10 protein-coding genes and 2 pseudogenes are annotated in these 17113 nt (G+C 69.3%); 10 read left to right on the plus strand and 2 right to left on the minus strand.

The window, feature by feature from the left end:
* Positions 1 to 16: 16 nt before the first annotated feature.
* From ACIBJC_RS00930 to ACIBJC_RS00950, 5 genes and pseudogenes are all read left to right on the plus strand, one after another.
* Positions 17 to 1429: pseudogene (locus tag ACIBJC_RS00930) on the plus strand (DUF4158 domain-containing protein); the annotation flags it as partial.
* A gap of 3 nt (positions 1430 to 1432) precedes the next feature.
* A complete protein-coding gene (locus ACIBJC_RS00935; RefSeq protein WP_399285932.1) occupies positions 1433 to 3043 on the plus strand; it encodes a transposase in 1611 nt (536 codons plus the stop codon).
* Between the two features lie 278 nt (positions 3044 to 3321).
* Complete coding sequence (gene rsgA, locus ACIBJC_RS00940) at positions 3322 to 4437, plus strand: ribosome small subunit-dependent GTPase A (RefSeq protein WP_399285934.1); 1116 nt, start codon at positions 3322 to 3324, stop codon at positions 4435 to 4437.
* 68 nt (positions 4438 to 4505) lie between these two features.
* On the plus strand, positions 4506 to 5021 hold the full coding sequence (locus ACIBJC_RS00945; RefSeq protein WP_399285936.1) for a GNAT family N-acetyltransferase: 516 nt from the start codon (positions 4506 to 4508) through the stop codon (positions 5019 to 5021).
* 372 nt (positions 5022 to 5393) lie between these two features.
* Entirely contained in the window at positions 5394 to 6371 is a 978-nt protein-coding gene (locus ACIBJC_RS00950) for a recombinase family protein (protein ID WP_399285938.1), read from the plus strand.
* Positions 6372 to 6402: 31 nt separating this feature from the next.
* Here the strand turns inward: ACIBJC_RS00950 and ACIBJC_RS00955 are convergent, their stop codons facing one another.
* Positions 6403 to 6831 (minus strand): hypothetical protein, encoded by a 429-nt coding sequence (locus ACIBJC_RS00955; protein WP_399285940.1) that lies wholly within the window; start codon positions 6829 to 6831, stop codon positions 6403 to 6405.
* Between the two features lie 110 nt (positions 6832 to 6941).
* On the opposite strand from ACIBJC_RS00955, the pseudogene ACIBJC_RS00960 reads away from it, so the two are divergent.
* The 3 genes and pseudogenes from ACIBJC_RS00960 to ACIBJC_RS00970 all read left to right on the plus strand — a co-directional run.
* A pseudogene (locus tag ACIBJC_RS00960) lies at positions 6942 to 7085 on the plus strand (IS110 family transposase); the annotation flags it as partial.
* Positions 7086 to 7356: 271 nt separating this feature from the next.
* On the plus strand, positions 7357 to 8886 hold the full coding sequence (gene proP / locus ACIBJC_RS00965; RefSeq protein WP_399288028.1) for a glycine betaine/L-proline transporter ProP: 1530 nt from the start codon (positions 7357 to 7359) through the stop codon (positions 8884 to 8886).
* A gap of 748 nt (positions 8887 to 9634) precedes the next feature.
* Positions 9635 to 10096, plus strand: coding sequence for a pyridoxamine 5'-phosphate oxidase family protein (locus ACIBJC_RS00970; protein ID WP_399285942.1), 462 nt, complete (start codon positions 9635 to 9637; stop codon positions 10094 to 10096).
* Positions 10097 to 10590: 494 nt separating this feature from the next.
* Here ACIBJC_RS00970 and ACIBJC_RS00975 read toward each other — a convergent pair whose 3' ends face one another.
* On the minus strand, positions 10591 to 11244 hold the full coding sequence (locus ACIBJC_RS00975; RefSeq protein WP_399285944.1) for a FadR/GntR family transcriptional regulator: 654 nt from the start codon (positions 11242 to 11244) through the stop codon (positions 10591 to 10593).
* Positions 11245 to 11335: 91 nt separating this feature from the next.
* Here ACIBJC_RS00975 and ACIBJC_RS00980 point away from each other — a divergent pair, with 91 nt between their 5' ends.
* Positions 11336 to 12601, plus strand: a complete 1266-nt coding sequence (locus ACIBJC_RS00980; RefSeq protein WP_399285946.1) for a CynX/NimT family MFS transporter — start codon at positions 11336 to 11338, stop codon at positions 12599 to 12601.
* Between the two features lie 364 nt (positions 12602 to 12965).
* Positions 12966 to 17099, plus strand: a complete 4134-nt coding sequence (locus ACIBJC_RS00985; protein WP_399285948.1) for an amino acid adenylation domain-containing protein — start codon at positions 12966 to 12968, stop codon at positions 17097 to 17099.
* Positions 17100 to 17113 lie beyond the last annotated feature (14 nt).

Raw genomic sequence — 17113 nt, forward strand, 5'->3', positions numbered from 1 at the left:
CGCTCAGCGAACGGCCGCTGAGGTCTGGACGCTGCTCGAAGACGACATGAAGCGGTTGCGGAACAAGTCCGGGGCGAACCGGCTGGGCTTCGCGATGCTGCTGAAGTTCTTCGAGGTGGAGGCCCGCTTCCCGGAAACCGAGAGGGAAGTCCCGGCCGCCGCGGTGGGTTACGTGTCCCAGCAGGTGAAGGTGCCGGCTGATCAGTGGGCGGCGTACGACTGGCAGGGCGACCGGATCAAGCGCCACCGCAAGGAGATCCGTAAAGCTTTCGGGTTCCGGGCGGGCACGGAGGAGGACCAGGAGCGGCTGGCCGAGTGGCTGACGGCCGAGCTGTGCGGGGTGGAACTGTCGCGTGACCGGCTGGCGGAGGCGGTCGTGGCCCGTTGCCGCAACGACTTCGTCGAGCCGCCGGCCCCGGCCAAGGTCCGGCGCCTGGTGGGCAAGGCGGTCCGGGACTTCGATACGCGGTTCTGCCGTACCACCGTGGACCGGCTGTCCCACGCGACCCGCTCGCGGCTGGAGGACCTGGTCGCGGGCAGCAAGGACGGCGACGAGGAGCCGACTGAAGACCAGGTGGTGGCCGGGGGTGGCCGGTCGTTCTTCACCGAGCTCAAGGCCGACCCGGGAGCCCCGGGGCTGGAAAGCTTGTTCGCGGAGGTGGACAAGCTCCAGCGGGTGCGGAAGCTGGATCTTCCGGCCGACCTGTTCGCGGACGTGTCGGAGAAGCAGGTGGACGCCTGGCGGGCGCGGGCAGCGAAGGAGTACCCGGCGAACCTGGAGCGGATGAAGCCGCCGATGCGCCTGACGCTGCTGGCCGCGCTGTGCCATGTGCGGCACACCGAGATCACCGACTCGCTGGTGGAGCTGTTCATCCAGCTCGTACTGAAGATCAACACCCGGGCGGAGAAGAAGGTCGACAAGGAGCTGACCGGCGAGCTGAAGAAGGTGCGGGGCAAGGAGGCGATGATGCTCCGGGTCGCCGAGGCGGCCTTGTCAGAGCCCTCCGGCACGGTCCGCAAGGTGATCTACCCCGTCGTCGGCGGGGAGAAGACGCTCAAGGCCCTCGCCGCGGAGGCCGCGGCGAACGAGGCCAAGTACAAGGCGCGTATCCGCACGGTGCTGCGATCGGCGTACTCGGCGCACTGGCGGCGGATGCTCACCCCGCTGTTGAAGGCGTTGACGCTCAAGTGCAACAACACCGCCTACCGGCCGGTGATGGACGCCATCGACCTGCTCCAGCGGTACCTGGAGCAGCCGCTGAAGGAGGGTGCGTTCTTCGACGCGGCGGAGTCCGTGCCGTTGGAGGGTGTGGTGCCCGATCAGTGGCGGGCCGCGGTGGTGGACGACAAGGGCCGCGTCGAGCGGATCCCGTACGAGCTGTGCGTGCTGGTCAGCCTGCGTGAGGCGTTGCGGCGCCGGGAGATATAGGTGGTGGGGGCGAACCGGTGGCGTAACCCGGAGGACGACCTGCCGCAGGATTTCGAGGACAACCGGGACGTGCACTACGACGCGATCCAAAAGCCCCAGGACCCGGCGAAGTTCATCGCGGAGTTGCAGAGGACACACCGCGAGGCCCTGGACCGGTTCGAGGCCGCGCTGGCCAACGACATCACGGGCGGGGTGGCGATCGTCAAGAAGAACGGCGAGGGATGGATCAAGGTCTCGCCGCGGCCCAAGCAGGAGGAGCCTTCGAGCCTGGTCGCGGTGAAGGCGGAGATCGAACGGCGCTGGGGCACCATCGATCTGCTGGACATCCTGAAGTACGCGGAGTTCGACACCGACTTCATCGCCGAGTTCACCACGGTGGCCACCCGCGAGAACCTGTCCCGGGAGGTGCTCCGGAGAAGGCTGCTGTTGGTCCTTTTCGGACTGGGCACGAACATGGGGATCAAGCGTGTCGCGGTGACGGGCAAGCACGGCGAGAGCGAAGCGACCTTGCGGCGGGTGCGGCACCTGTTCGTGAACCGGGCCAACATGCGCGCGGCCCTGGTGAAGCTGGTCAACGCCACCTTCGCGGCCCGCGACGAGATGTGGTGGGGCACCGGGACGGCGTGCGCCTCCGACAGCCGCAAGTTCGGCGCGTGGTCGTCCAACTTCATGACGGAGTGGCACCAGCGGTACCGGGGCCCGGGGGTCATGATCTATTGGCACGTGGAACGAAAATCGGTGTGCATCTACAGCCAGCTGAAGTCCTGTTCGGCCTCCGAGGTCGCCTCGATGATCGAGGGCGTGCTGCGGCACTGCACCGACATGGAGGTCGACCGGCAGTACACCGACACCCACGGGGCCTCCATCGTCGGGTTCGCCTTCGCGCACATGCTCGACTTCAAGCTGATGCCGAGGCTGAAGAACATCGGGCGGGCCCGGTTGTACCGGCCGGCGGCGGGCGAGGACAAGAACTGGCCGCACCTGGCCCCGGTGCTCTCCACCCGCACGATCGACTGGGACCTGATAGCCCAGCAGTACGACCAGATCGTGAAGTACACCACCGCCCTGCGGCTGGGCACCGCCGAGGCTGAGCAGGTCCTGCGCCGCTTCACCAAGGGCGGCCCCAAGCACCCGACCTACCAGGCGATCGAGGAGCTGGGGCGCGTGGTGCGTACGGCGTTCATCTGCAACTACCTGTCGGATGCGGAGATGCGCAAGGAGATCGGCGAGGGCTTGCAGGTGGTGGAGAACTGGAACTCGGCGAACTCCGACCTGTTCTACGGCAAGGACGGTGACCTGACGGGTGCGGACAAGGAGAGCCAGGAGGTCTCGATGCTCGCCCTGCACCTTTTGCAGAGCAGTCTCGTGCATGTCAATACCTTGCTCGTTCAGCAGGTTCTGGCCGATCCGAAGTGGGCGGACACGCTCACCGAGGCGGACCGGCGGGGGCTGTCTCCGCTGTTCTGGACCCATGTGAACCCGTATGGAAGATTCGAACTGGATATGAACAGCCGTCTCGACCTGGACCTTGCGGCCACCGGGGCCACGGTGCCCGGCCCGCGCGCTCCGCAGGTCGAGGCAGCGGCAGTTCCGGCACGAGAAGCTGTGTCATAGCCCCGGAGCGACTCTTGTCGTGACCGGGTGAGTCGTCACCCGAGGCTCGACAGTCAAATCAGGTGATACGCTTCCGAAGGACTTTTCGGCTTGTGACTATTCGAGGGAGGTGAGGTTAATGATCGCGGTAGAGACCGCTGCTGTCGGCAGCGCCCGGACCATCCTCACGTCCCGGGTCCCGGTCTGAATCCGTTTCCCTCCATCCTGCTGTGAGCGTGCTCGCTCGCGCGGTGGCCGTGTGACGTCCTGACGGGGCCCTCATCCAAAGGTCTCTCAAGTTGTCATCCTTCTTCTCCACCTCTTCCACCTCTAGCTCGTCGTCCGGGTCGGCCGGTTCAACGCTGGCCGCATTCGGGTGGGACGAGGCGTTCGACCGCGCCTTCGCCGCGCATCGCGCCGCCGGTCTGGTGCCGGCCCGGATCGTGCGTGTGGACCGTGGTCAGTGCGACGTCGCCACCGAGTCCGGCCCGGTACGGGCAGGCTCCTCGGCGGTCTCCTCGCCGGATCCCGTCCTTTCCCCGTGCACTGGCGACTGGGCCGCCCTGCGCACCGGCTCCGATCCGCAGCTGGTGGCCCTGCTGCCGCGCCGTAGCGCCATCGTGCGCTCCGGTGCCGACCGCTCCTCGCGCGGGCAGGCACTCGCTGCCAACATCGACACCGCGGTCGTCGCCGTCTCGCTCGCGGACCCGCTCAATCCGGGCCGGATCGAGCGGCTGCTCGCGTTGGCGTGGGACAGCGGCGCCCGGCCAGTGCTCGCCCTCACCAAGCAGGACCTTGCGGACCCGTCCGGCGCCGACGCCGTGCAGGCCGAGGTCACCGCTCTGGCGCCGGGCGTCGACACCGTGGTCACCAGCGCCGCCACCGGTGTGGGCCTGGACGTCCTGACCGCGGTGGCGTACGGCACCACGGTGCTGCTCGGCCCCTCGGGCGCGGGCAAGTCCACGCTGGCCAACGCGCTACTCGGCGACGAAGTCCTGGCGACCGGCGCGGTGCGGGCCCAGGACGGCAAGGGCCGGCACACCACCGTTCACCGCGAACTCCTCCTGCTGCCCGGCGGGGGCGTCCTCATCGACACCCCGGGGCTGCGCGGGATCGGCCTGCAGGACGCCGCCGACGGTCTGGAGCAGGTCTTCGCCGAGATCGAGCAGCTCGCTCAGGAGTGCGCTTTCCGGGACTGCGGCCACGGCACCGAGCCCGACTGCGCGGTCCAGCGGGCGATCCACACCGGTCAGCTGAGCGAACGCCGCCTGGACAGCTACCGCAAGCTGCTGCGCGAGAGCGCCTGGGCGGCCTCCCGCAGCGACGCCCGCATGCGGGCCGGCCGCACCGACCAGCAGAAGTCCATCACCCGCCATCTGCGCGCGACCTATCGCTTCCGCGAGCGTCAGCAGTGACGGCGTACGACCGTGCCACTCAGACCTCCACCCCTCTGTGCCTCTGCGAAACGGACCAGCCTCTCCTCATGAACAACCCCCTCACCTGGACCACCCGCCCCGAGACCGCCGCCGACATCGCCGCGATCCGCGCGGTCAACCTCGCCGCGTTCCCGACCCCGCTGGAAGCCGACCTGGTCGAGGCCCTGCGCACCGACCCGGCCTGGATTGACGGCCTCTCCCTGGTCGCACAGACCCCGGACGGCACCATCGCAGGCTTCGCGTTGCTGACCCGCTGCCACATCGACGACAGCCCCGCCCTCGTGCTGGGCCCGTGCGCGGTACTTCCCGCCTACCAGAAGACGGGAGCGGGATCCGCCGCAGTCCGCGCGGCCCTCGACGCCGCCCGCGCCCAGGGCGAGAATCTCGTCACCTGCTTGGGACACCCCGGCTACTACCCGCGCTTCGGGTTCACCCCGGCCTCACGCCACGGCATCCGCCCCACCTTCGAGGTGCCCGACGAGGCCATGATGGTCCTCGCCCTAGATGCCACCGCTCCCGCCCCGAAGGGCACCATCCACTACCCGGCACCCTTCGGAGTCTGACGGACCCGAATCCGGCCGGCCCATCGCACACGACGGCGATGGGCCGGTGCCGGCCGCGGCGTCCCGCGCGTTGTCTGCCTGGATGCGACAGTCGCCCGCCTGCGGTGGGTGGCCGGCGGAGACCCCACCACGATGACGCTCGCGGTCCGACCTGGACTGAAGAGACAGTTGGCCGGGCCACTCCGTGCGAGCCGGACAGCGGCGCGCGCATGGCTCGGCACTCCGCCCTCTCACAAACGGTCCTTTGCCCGAGCAAGATCAAACAGAACCAGACGGAGACCGCCGAGAAGCCGATCGAGTCGCAAAAGCCGTTCTCACTCAAAAGTGGCAGGAGAGGGGTTCTGCGACTTGCGTTGTGCGAAAATCCGGGTCATGACGGACCCTCAAGAACCTTCCCCACCCACCGCGTCAGAAGCCGATCTCGTCGAACGCCATCCGTGCCCGAAGTGCAAGGCGGCTCCCGGATCGCCGTGCCGCTCACGCTCCGGCGCAGTCGCCAGCGCCTACCACACCGGCCGCTTCACCAAGGTGCCGAAGCTCGCGAAGGAGCTGCGGGTACAGACGCCGGCCGACCGCGGACCCGGCCAGCCGTGGCGGCCCGGCGCCCCGGTGGCCGCTGCGGTCGACCCGGACCTGCCGAGCGCGGACATCCGCATCGGCTACGCCCGCTGCTCGACGCTCGGGCAGGAGCTCGAATCGCAGCTGGACGCGCTCGCCAAGCACGGCATCGAGCGAGAGAAGATTTTCAGCGAGAAGATCAGCACCCGTATCAAGGTCCGCCCCGCCTTCGAGGAGGCGCTGGAGACTGCGCGGGAGATCAAGGCGCATGCGCCGCACTGCCGGGTCCTGTTCACGGTGTACGAGATGAAGAGGCTCGGGCGCGATGCCGCAGAGCTCACCGCCCTCGCCGACCATCTGACCGAGCACGGCCTGGTGCTGGAGATGCTCGCCGGACCGCTGCCCGGCATCTACGATCCCACCGGGCCGGGCAAGCTCCTGTTCGGCTTCTTCGCCGCGATGGCGGAGACGGAGCGGGAGACTATCCGCGAGTCGACGCTGGAAGGGCTCGACACCGCGGCCCGCAAGGGCAAGTACGGCGGCCGGCCCCCGGTCATCACCGACGACATGCTGCACACCGTGCTTCGGCGCAAGGCGCTCGGCGAGTCCGTCGAGCAGATCCAGCCCGACCTGATCATCCCCACCGGCAAGCGCAAGGGGCAGAGCCCCAGCGTCGCCAGCATCTACCGGGCGATCGCCGAGCACAAGAAGGCCCAGGCGTACCCCGAGGCCGTCGAGGCGGCGCACGACGACTTCGCCGCTCTTCGGCAACGCGACCGCAGCCCCGTGTAGTTACTCAGTGTTACTCGCCACTTGGCGGCAGCTATACGAGAACTGGGCCGACACCCACCGGAGCCTCAAGCACCAACTTCCTGCGCAGGGAAGAGTCCTGTGCCAGCTCGCGGATCTCGTCGATCGCCGCGTGCGGGCCCGATTCAGCCGAGGCCACCAGCCCGGTGAGCAGCCGCCACAACGCGTGGGCGGCGGCGGCCAGGTCACCACGCTGTAGCGCGCAGAAGACCAGAACCGCGCGGAGCGGGGGGTCGTAGAGCGGCATCTCCGCCCGCTTCGATGCCGCGAGTCCCGCGGCCGCCTCCTTCTCGGCCGCGGCGATGTCGCCCTTGACGAAGAAGATCATCGCGCGCAGGGCGAGCGGGACCGGGGTGAGCACGCCCGTGCCGTCCCAGTCGATGGAGGTTTTCGTAGTCGCGAGCCAGGCGGCGATGGGTGCCGACCACGGAGTCCTGGACACCGGCCACGGTGACCAGCCCGGTCGGCAGCAGGCCGAGCGTGTCGGTGGAGCCGGGCCCTGGAGGCTCGGATCGGACGGTCGCTGGTGGCACCCGCTCTTTCCCCGATCCTGACCTCGCTGCCGGGAATCGGTACGACCGATGCCGGGCCCGTGGAAAGACCCACGCAGAGGCCTTCCTCCGCCTCGCCCGCCACCGCATCGGCACGCTCTTCGCCATGCTCCGCGACGGCATCCTCCATGAACTCAGAAACCCCACACCTCGCCTGAAGAAAGACCTGGAGGCACCCCCGCACCCTGCCCGGACCATCCGTCAGCCCCGTTGCTCCCCGAGGGAGTAAAACCGCGTGGGATACGGGACACGCGGTTGCCGGCGTCGTTTCCGCAGGCAGGGACCGGCGGGGGAATAATGCGTCACCACCACTGTGCCCCTGCGGACGGGATGGAATGAGGACTGGACACGGCAAGACGCCGCGGCCCCGGCGGGGCGGGCGGACGGGCGGGGCCGGTAGCGCCGCCACCGACCGGCTGCTCCGTACCCTGCTGCGCCGGGGCAAAAAGCCGCTCAGTGCCGAAGATGTGACGGTCACCGACCCTCCCGAGGTGCGCAGGGCGGTGTCCGCGGCGGCCCTCGGCAACACCATGGAGTGGTTCGACTTCGGTGTGTACGCCTATTTGGCGGGCACCCTCGGCAAGGTCTTCTTCCCGTCGAGCTCGCCCGCCACCCAGGTGGTCTCCACCTTCGCCACCTTCGCCGCGGCCTTCCTCGTGCGCCCGCTGGGCGGGCTGGTGTTCGGCCCGCTCGGCGACCGCATCGGCCGTAAGCGGGTGCTCGCGGCCACCATGATCATGATGGCGATCAGCACCTTCGCCGTAGGACTGCTCCCCGGATACGCCACCGTCGGCCTGGCCGCGCCCCTCCTGCTGCTCGTCTGCCGTCTGGTCCAGGGCTTCTCCACCGGCGGCGAGTACGCGGGCGCCACCACGTACATCGCCGAGTACGCCCCCGACAAACGGCGCGGGTTCCTGGGCAGTTGGCTCGACTTCGGCACCTTCGTCGGCTACTCGCTCGGCTCCGGCATCGTCACCCTCCTGACGGCCCTCCTCGGGGACGACGGCATGGTGCAGTGGGGCTGGCGGCTGCCGTTCCTGGTCGCCGGGCCGCTCGGTCTCATCGGCCTCTACATGCGGCTACGGCTGGAGGAGACCCCCGCCTTCCAGCAGGCAGCCGAGCAGGCCGAACAGGCGAGACGGCAACCCGGCGCCGAGGACCCCACCGAGGAGGCCCGGCAGTCCGGCAAGGGACGGCTCAAGGAGATCTTCACCCGGCACTGGGAAGCCGTCCTGATCTGCATGGGACTGGTGCTGCTCTACAACGTCACCAACTACATGGTGACCTCCTACCTGCCCACGTTCATGACCGAGACCCTCGGCGAGGACGCCCTCACCGCCCAGTTGCTGATCCTGGGCACCATGATCGTGGTGGTGCTCACCATCACCACCGTGGGCCGGACCTCCGACCGCTGGGGCCGTCGGCCCGTGTTCATGGCGGGCAGCATCGCACTGATCGCGCTCGCCGCGCCCGCGATCCTGCTCATCAGGGCCGGCGGCATCCTGCTGCCCGCCCTCGGCTGTCTCATCCTCGGTCTGCTGCTGGTGTGTTTCGCCGGAACGTCCGCCTCGACCCTGCCCGCGCTCTTTCCCACCCGGCTGCGCTACGGGGCCCTGTCCATCTCCTTCAACATCTCCGTCTCCCTCTTCGGCGGCACCACTCCGCTGATCGTCTCCAGCCTGGTCGAGGCAACGGGCAGCACGATGGTCCCGGCCTACTACCTGATGGCAGCCGGTGTGGTCGGACTGATCGCCACCTTCTTCCTGCACGAGACGGCGGGCAAGCCGCTGAAGGGCTCCGGCCCGATGGTCGAGAACGAGGAACAGGCCCAGGAACTGGTGGCCCGCAGCCGGACCGAGGCCGGCCGACGGGCCAGGGACGTGTGGATCCGCGTACGGCACCCGTGGGCCCACCACCACATCCACGATGACCACGAAGGCCGCTGACGATCCGTCCGGCAGTCCCGAGCCGGCAGGGTCCGCGCAGCGGACAGCCGGGGCCCGGAGCCGACCGCGGGCATCATCGACGCGCAGTCAGCCGAAGGGGCCGCCTCCGCGCCGGCGCAGCGCCGCCGTGCCGGAACCGGTGGTCACCTGATCGGCCGGACAAGTCCTCCAGGTGTTGCGGGTCAGGACGTTCGTGACGTGAGTTGCTGGCAGATCGCCTGGTGAGCAGGTTGCGCCGTCGCGAACAGGCCCTCGCGAGCCGCGTCGCCGTGGGACCGCACTGACAATCCATGCCAACGGATGGGATGAGCCCAGTCAGGACCGATGGGTCGTTCGACAGCGTGCGGCAGCACGTCGCTCACGCCGAAGTCCACGAACTCCCTGGCCAGGGCCGCCTGGCTCACATTCAGGGGCCGGCAGAGCTTGGCCACCCGCTCAACAACCTCGCCGCCATCCGATGGGCGCCCATGCCAACGCGCCGCTCTCCATCTGGTCCATGCCTCCTCGCCGTCGTCCGCGCCGACGAACACGCACACAGCCCCACGCCGTGCGACCTGACCCCGCTGACCTGCAACGGGATCCAGCGCCTGTTCGTCAGTGTTGTTGTCCGACCCGTTCACGGTCCGGCCCACCGGCTCAGTGGGTCCGCCTGGCGACGCAGCCACAAGCTGAGGGGGTTCATCGGTCGCTGGGAGTAGGTCCTGCGCCTCAGGCGCGCTGCGCGCCTGTGTGGCTAGGGTCGGTCCTCATGGAGACCACGGGAATCGTTCGTCGCCGGACGGCGGAGCGTAGGCGCGACGCTCTGGAGCGGCTCGTCACCGAGCGGGATGTATGGGTGTCGACGGCTCACCCTGATCACGGGCCGCACCAGGTGCCGCTGTGGTTCCTGTGGGATGGGCAAGCGGTGTGGATGTGCACCGGCGCCACTTCCGTGACGGCGCGGAACGTCCGCAAAGAGCCGCGCGTGCGCCTTTCGCTACCGGACACCTTCGACGTGGTGCTCCTCCAGGGTGAGGCGGAGTGCTTCCCGGACCAGGAGGTGCCCGGAGGCGCGGCGGAGGCGTTCGCCGACAAGTTCGGGTGGGACCCACGCGTGGAAGAGGGTCCCTTCCTGTATGTACGCGTCGTCCCGGGGACTGTGCGCGCTTGGCGCGGCGAGCCGGAACTACGCGGGAGAGTCATCATGCGCGACGGGGCGTGGCTGGAATAACGGCCGTCCTCGCCGACGCGCCTCGTCGCCTCGGTGATGCTGTGGGGGCAGATGGCCGCGGCTTCCTGTTCCGTACGGGCACGGGTGGTGGCCAGGCGGTACCTGGAATGTCGGGTGTCGGTCTCCGCTGCCTTGCGTGCTTCAAGTTCCGGGCGTGGCGGGGCCGCACGCAGATGGCTGCTTGCCCCTCCCGTTCCAGTGGAACGCGGCAGTTCCGAGGAGCCCCGGACAGGCCGTCAGCGTCGGCCTTGTCATGGCCGGCGCCGAGGACGAGAAACCGGCCTGCCAGAAGACCTGAACCGGGGCACTCGCCGGACTCGGTTCCAGCTCACCGGAGTTGAGGTGGCGGGGGCACACGTGCGGCGCCTCGGAGTCCGGCGGCATCGCCTGGTCGCGCTCCGGCCAGGACGCGTACCGATGTGCGGGTCGCTCCCGGGACGGCTTCCGGAGCGACCCGCGCATCGGCCGGGCAGATCGAGCGGAACGAGCTTTCCTCAGTCCATGTAGGAGCCGGCTTCGCGAGCCGCGCGGTCGGCGTCGCCGTCACGGATGGCGTCGACGAGGGCGGCATGGTCCTGGAACTGCTCGGAACGCAGCGCGTCGCCGAAGTGGTCCAGGAGGGAGTCACGGATGACCTCGCCGAGATCCGCGTGGAGTCCGGCCAGCACGGTGTTGCGGGACGCGGTGACAACGGCCAGGTGGAAGGCCACGTCGGCGTTGACGAAGGCGACCCGGTCACCGGCGGCCCACGCGTCCTGTCTCTGCCGGAGCGCGTGGTCGAGCCGTTCCAGGTCCTCCTCCGTGCGGCGTCGGCAGGCGAGACGGGCGGCGCGTACCTCAAGGGCGCTGCGGGCGTCGGCGATGTCCTCCGTCCTGGCCTTCTGGAAGCGGTTGCGCATCATGCCGGCGAGTTCGCTGGTGGCCTGGACGTAGGAACCGGAGCCGTGGCGGATGTCCAGCAGCCCGGTGTGCGCCAGGGCCCGGATGGCCTCGCGCACGGTGTTGCGGGCGACGCCGAGCTGCTCGACGAGTTCGGTCTCGGTGGGGATGCGGCTGCCGACAGGCCAGGCGCCTGACGTGATCTGCTCGCGAAGCCGGGTGATCACTTGGTCGCCCAGTGCTTGGCGGCGGACGGGATCCATGTTCATGCCGCACAGCCTACGACAGACCTACAGTCATCCAATGACTCTACGAGAATCACTGGACATAGAGTCATGGGATGACTCTATGATGGGGTCTATGACAACGGATGAGGTCAACGAGAGCGCCCCTCGTTCCCCCGCGGGCCCGCGCCGCGGCACGCCGCGGGGGATGCGCCGCACGGCCGTGGTGGCGCTGGTCCTGGCCGCCCTCAATCTGCGCCCCGGGGTCACCAGCCTCGGGCCCGTTCTGGAGGAAGTCCGGGACAGCCTCGACATGAGCGGCTCGGTGACCGGGCTCGTGACCTCCATCCCCGCGGTGTGCTTCGCGGTGGTCGGCTCGGCGGCCCCCGTCCTGGCCCGGCGCTTCGGTGCGAGCGGCGTCATCGCGGTCGCCTGTGCGGTGCTCGCCGTAGGACTGGCGCTGCGGTCGTTCGCCTTCGATCCGGTGCTGTTCGTCGTACTGACGGCGCTGTCGCTGGCCGGCATCGCCGTGGCCAACGTGCTGCTGCCGATGGTGGTCAAACAGCGCTTCCCCGACCGGGTGGGCGCGATGACCGGCCTGTACTCCATGGCGCTGAACGCCGGCGCCTCGTCCGCGGCGGCGCTGACGGTGCCCTTGGCGCAGGCGTTCGGCGGCGACTGGCGGTACGGCCTGGGGGCCTGGTCGGTGCTGGCGGCAATGGCCGTGCCACCCTGGCTGGCCCTGGCGCGCCGCCGGGCGCAGCCACCCGCGGGCCACATCGGTGGCGCGGTCGGTCCACCGGCCGCGGTCGGTCCGCCCGCCGCGGCCGGCGGCCGGCTCTCACGCGACCCGACGGCCTTGGCGCTCACCGCGTACTTCGGACTTCAGGCGAGTTCCGCCTACATCATCATCGGCTGGCTGCCCCAGATCTTCCGGGACGCGGGACTGTCCGCCGGCACCGCGGGACTGCTGTTCTCCGTATCCTCCCTGCTGGGGGTACCCCTGTCCCTCGCGTTGTCGGCCGCGGCCGGCAGACTGCGCCACCAGAGCGGGCTCGCCGCCGCGATCGGTGTGTGCGGCCTCGCCGGGTACGCCGGGCTGTGGCTCGACCCCGCCCTCGCACCCTGGCTCTGGGCGGTCCTCCTGGGCATCGCCAACTGCTCCTTCCCGCTGGCCCTGACGATGATCGGCATGCGGGGCCGCGACGGCGCCGGCGTCGCCCGGCTCTCCGGCTTCGTGCAGAGCCTCGGCTACGCCCTGTCCATCCCTGGTCCTCTCGTCGTCGGTGTCCTCTACGACCACTCCGACGGCTGGCGGCTGCCCCTCACCTTCGCCCTGCTGCTGACCCTGCTCCAGATCACTGCCGCCGTGCCCGCGGGCCGCGACCGTCAGATCGGCTAAAACGGACCGGCTCGGCAGAAAAACGCTCCACAGAAACGAACCATCTCCCGCATTTCGCCTTTCATTTCCCATGTCATCCGCAGGGAAATGACTTAGGGAGATAGCATGCGGTAAAGCACGGATGTGGCGCGCATCGGTTCTTCGTGGTAATTTTCTGACGAACTACGCGACGCCCGTTCAGACTTCCGACAGGATTCTGATTCGATTCCGCAGAAGTTCTGCTCGCATTCCGCAGAGGTCGCCACCCGCACTGGTCGACGAGCAATTCCGAGTACCGCACCAGGAAAGAACACCGAGTTCGACGCGGCGTCTTGTCTTCGAAACGGACACCGCCCTCCCAAGACGCGGAAAAAGGAAGCCCCCCATGAGCGTAGAGACCGTCCCCTGCACTCGTCGTGCCACCCTCGGCCTGCCCGGCCTGTTGCGCGAACGAGCTCGGGCCACCCCCGACCGGACAGCCGCCGTTCACGAGCATCAGAGCCTGACATTCGCCCAGTTGACGGAGGACAGCTCCCATGTGGGAGCGTTCCTGCGGCAGGCCGGAGTGAGCCGGGACAGCCGGGTCGGCGTGTTCATGGAGCCGTCGCTCGACCTGCTGACGGGCGTCTGGGGAATCCTGTGGGCCGGCGGATGCTACGTACCGTTGTCCCCGGAATATCCGGAGGAGAGAATCGCGTACATGCTGGCGGACGCCGGCGTCGACATCGTTCTCACACAGGAATTCCTTCGGTCGACCCTTCAGGAGCTGGCTCCGGCCGGAGTCGTTGTTCACACTATCGATGAGATGTTGAGGACGGCGGAGAAGGACGGCCTCGCATTCGGCCGGCCGGAGCCCGAGGTACGGCCCGACGATCTCGCCTATGTCATCTACACCTCCGGCAGCACCGGAAAGCCGAAAGGTGTGATGGTCGAGCACCGGAGCATCGTGAGCCAAATGCGATGGCTGCACGACGAGTGCGGTATCGATGAAAACGAGACAGTGCTGCAGAAGACCCCTATGAGTTTCGATGCCGCGCAGTGGGAATTACTCGCCCTCGCCTGCGGCAGCACCGTGGTGATGGGATCCCCCGGTATCTACCGCGACCCCGAGGCGATCATCTCCACCGTCCAACGGCACGGCGTGACCACCCTCCAGTGCGTGCCCACCCTGCTCCAGGCGCTCCTGGACACCGAGAAGTTCCCCGGCTGCCGGACCCTGCGCCGCATCTTCAGCGGGGGTGAGGCGCTCTCCCGGAGCCTCGCCGCGCAGTGCCTGGACACCATGCCGGAAGCCCGCCTGGTCAACCTCTACGGCCCCACCGAGTGCACCATCAACGCCTCGTCCTTCGTGGTGGACCGCGCAGCGCTGGAGGACGGGCCGCTCGTCATGCCGATCGGCACCCCCGTGCACGACACCTCCCTGCACGTCCTGAAACCGGACGGCGAGCCGGTCTCCGCCGGGGAGATCGGCGAACTGTACATCGGCGGAGCGCAGGTGGCCCGCGGCTACCTCGGCCGCCCGGACCTGACCGGCGACCGGTTCATGGCCGACCCCTTCTCCGACGCACCGGGCTCCCGCCTCTACCGGACCGGCGACCTCGCCCACGTCAACGCCGACGGCACGGTGCAGTTCGTCGGACGCGCCGACAACCAGGTCAAGCTGCGCGGCTACCGGGTCGAACTGGACGAGATACGCCAGACCGTCGAGACGCACGACTGGGTCCGCGCCGCGGCCGTCCTGCTCCGCGACGACGCCACCACGGGCTTCCAGAATCTCGTCGCTTTCGTCGAACTCAACCCCAAGGAAGCCGCCCTGATGGACCAGGGCAACCATGGCTCCCACCACCAGTCCAAGGCCAGCCGGCTCCAGGTCAGGGCCCAACTGGCGCACCCCGGCTGCCGCGACGACGCCGATCTGGCCGGCCGGGCGGCCATCGACCTTCCCGGCGCCGAGGCCACCCCCGGGCAGCGGGCCCTCGCCTTCTCCCGCAAGACGTACCGCTTCTACGAGGGCTCCACGGTGACCCGGGACGACATCCTGCACCTGCTCGGCCCCCGTCCCCGGCCGCGGCCGTCCGCCCGGACCTCGGACGTCGTCGGCCGCGACGAACTCGGCACGATCCTGCGGAACTTCGGCCGTCACCTCAGCGACCAGAGGCTGCTGCCCAAGTACGCCTACGCCTCACCCGGCTCCCTGTACGCGACGCAGTTGTACGTCGAGGTCGGCGGCGGGCACGACATTCCCGCGGGCCTGTACTACTACCACCCGCTCCACCACCGGCTGGTGCTCGTCGGCCCCGCCTCCGAGGCCGCGGCCTCCCGGGTACGGATCCACTTCCTCGGCAAGCACGGCGCCATCGAGCCGGTCTACCGCAACAACGTCCGCGAGGTCCTGGAGATCGAGGCGGGCCACATGGTCGGTCTGTTCGAGGAGGTGCTGCCGGCCCACGGCCTGCGCATCGCCGCGGCCGCGTACCAGCCCGCCGTCAGACACCGTCTCGACTGCGCGCCGGAGGACCACTACCTGGGCAGCTTCGACCTCCTTCCGCAGGCGCGGGGCGCGTCCGGGGACACCGGCACCCTCGACATCTACGTCCAGGCCCACTCCACCCGGATCGACGGCCTGCCGCCGGGTCAGTACCGGTACACCGGCGCCGATCTCGTCCGTGTCGGCGACGACGTGATCCTCAAGAAGCACGTCATCGCCATCAACCAGCGGGTCTACGAGCGTTCCGACTTCGGGATCAGCCTGGTCGCCACCGGCTCCGCCTCCTGGCGGCGCTACCTCGACCTGGGCCGCGGGCTCCAGCGCCTCCAGATGAACGACCTGCACCTCGGCTTCATGTCCTCGGGCTACAGCTCGAAGTCCGGCAACGACCTGCCGTCGGCCAAGCGGCTGGGCCGGATCCTCGCCGACGGCGGGCTGCCCGCCGGACCGTCGTACTTCTGCGTCGGCGGGCGGGTCAGCGACGCGCAGTGGCGCGGCGAGGACATGAAGGAGGACGTGGTCCACATGCAGGGGCCCGCCGAGCTGATCAAGGAGGATCTGGCCGCGCTGCTGCCCCGCTACATGCTGCCCAACCGGATCGTCGTCCTGGACCGGCTGCCCCAGACCGCCAACGGCAAGATCGACCTGAAGGCCCTGCAAACCGCTCAGGAAGCCCAACTGACCGTCGGCGAGCGTGCTTTCATGGCTCCCCGCACCCCGCTGGAGCGGCGGATCCGCGACATCTGGCAGGCGGTGCTCAAGCGGGATCAGGTCTCTGTCACCGACGACTTCTTCGAACTGGGCGGGAACTCCCTGCTCGCCGTGGCTCTGGTCAGCCGCCTGAACGCGGACTTCGGCGGCGCGATCCCCCTGCAGATCCTGTTCGAGGCCCCCACCGTGGAGAGGCTCGCCACGGCCCTGGAAGCCACGTCACCCCGGCCCGCCTCCCGCCTGGTGCCGCTCCAGCCCGAGGGCAGAGGCACCCCGCTGTACTGCTGGCCCGGCCTCGGCGGCTACCCCATGAACCTGCGTCCGCTGGCCGCGGCCCTGGGCACGGAGCGGCCCGTCCACGGGGTCCAGGCCCACGGCATCAACCCCGGTGAGCGCCCGTACGACGATGTCCGCGCCATGGCGTCCGCCGATGTCGAGGCGATCCGAGAGATCCAGCCTCACGGCCCGTACCTGCTGTGCGGATACTCCTTCGGCGCCCGGGTCGCCTTCGAGGCCGCGCGCCAGTTGGAACAGGCGGGCGAGCAGGTGGAGCAGTTGTTCCTCGTGGCTCCCGGCCAGCCGCGGCTGCGCCCCGAGGACGCCGTCGGCGCGACCGGCCGGGCGGACTTCACGGACCGAGCCTTCCTCGCCCTGCTCTTCTCCGTCTTCGCCGGCACGCTCAGCGGCCCGCGACTGGACCAGTGCCTGCACACCGTCACCGACGAGGACGGCTTCGTCGCGTTCGTCACCGCGTGCTTCCCCGGCCTCGGCGAGGACCTGGTACGGGCGGTCACCGGCATCGTACGCCGCACGTACTCCCTCACCTACGAGTTCCACGAGCTGCGCGGGCGCCGTCTCGACGCGCCAGTGACCCTGGTCAGGGCCACCGACGACAACTACTCCTTCATCGAGCACGAGGGCGGGTACTCCGCCCGGCCGCCCGCCGTCCACCAACTGCGGTCCGGCCACTACGAGTTGCTGCGTGAGCCGCACGTCGCCCGGCTCGCCACCGTCCTCAACGACCGGCTGTCCGCCGGTCCCAGCACGTCCCCCCGTCACAGCCAGCCGGCGCAAGCCACGGTCCAGGAGGTCGGAGTGCCCCACATCAACATCAAGCACTTCCCGGTGTCGATCACCGAGGAGAAGGAGCTGGAGCTGGTCGCCGCGGTCACCACGGCCGTGCGCAACGCCTTCGGCTGCACCGAGGAGGTCGTCTCCATCGCCCTGGAGCCCGTCGCCCAGGAGGTGTGGAACGAGCGGGTCTACATCCCCGAGATCGTCGCCCGGCCGGAGTTGCTGCGCAAGACGCCCAACTACTGACCGCCGCCCGCAGC

This window comes from Streptomyces sp. NPDC050509, assembly GCF_044457965.1.
GTDB lineage: Bacteria > Actinomycetota > Actinomycetes > Streptomycetales > Streptomycetaceae > Streptomyces.

Coding starts and splice junctions, on each gene's coding strand:
- ACIBJC_RS00980 (WP_399285946.1), top strand. CDS start 11,336: ATGACAACGGATGAGGTCAACGAGAGCGCCCCTCGTTCCCCCGCGGGC.
- ACIBJC_RS00985 (WP_399285948.1), top strand. CDS start 12,966: ATGAGCGTAGAGACCGTCCCCTGCACTCGTCGTGCCACCCTCGGCCTG.
- ACIBJC_RS00950 (WP_399285938.1), top strand. CDS start 5,394: ATGACGGACCCTCAAGAACCTTCCCCACCCACCGCGTCAGAAGCCGAT.
- ACIBJC_RS00970 (WP_399285942.1), top strand. CDS start 9,635: ATGGAGACCACGGGAATCGTTCGTCGCCGGACGGCGGAGCGTAGGCGC.
- ACIBJC_RS00945 (WP_399285936.1), top strand. CDS start 4,506: ATGAACAACCCCCTCACCTGGACCACCCGCCCCGAGACCGCCGCCGAC.
- ACIBJC_RS00975 (WP_399285944.1), bottom strand. CDS start 11,244: ATGAACATGGATCCCGTCCGCCGCCAAGCACTGGGCGACCAAGTGATC.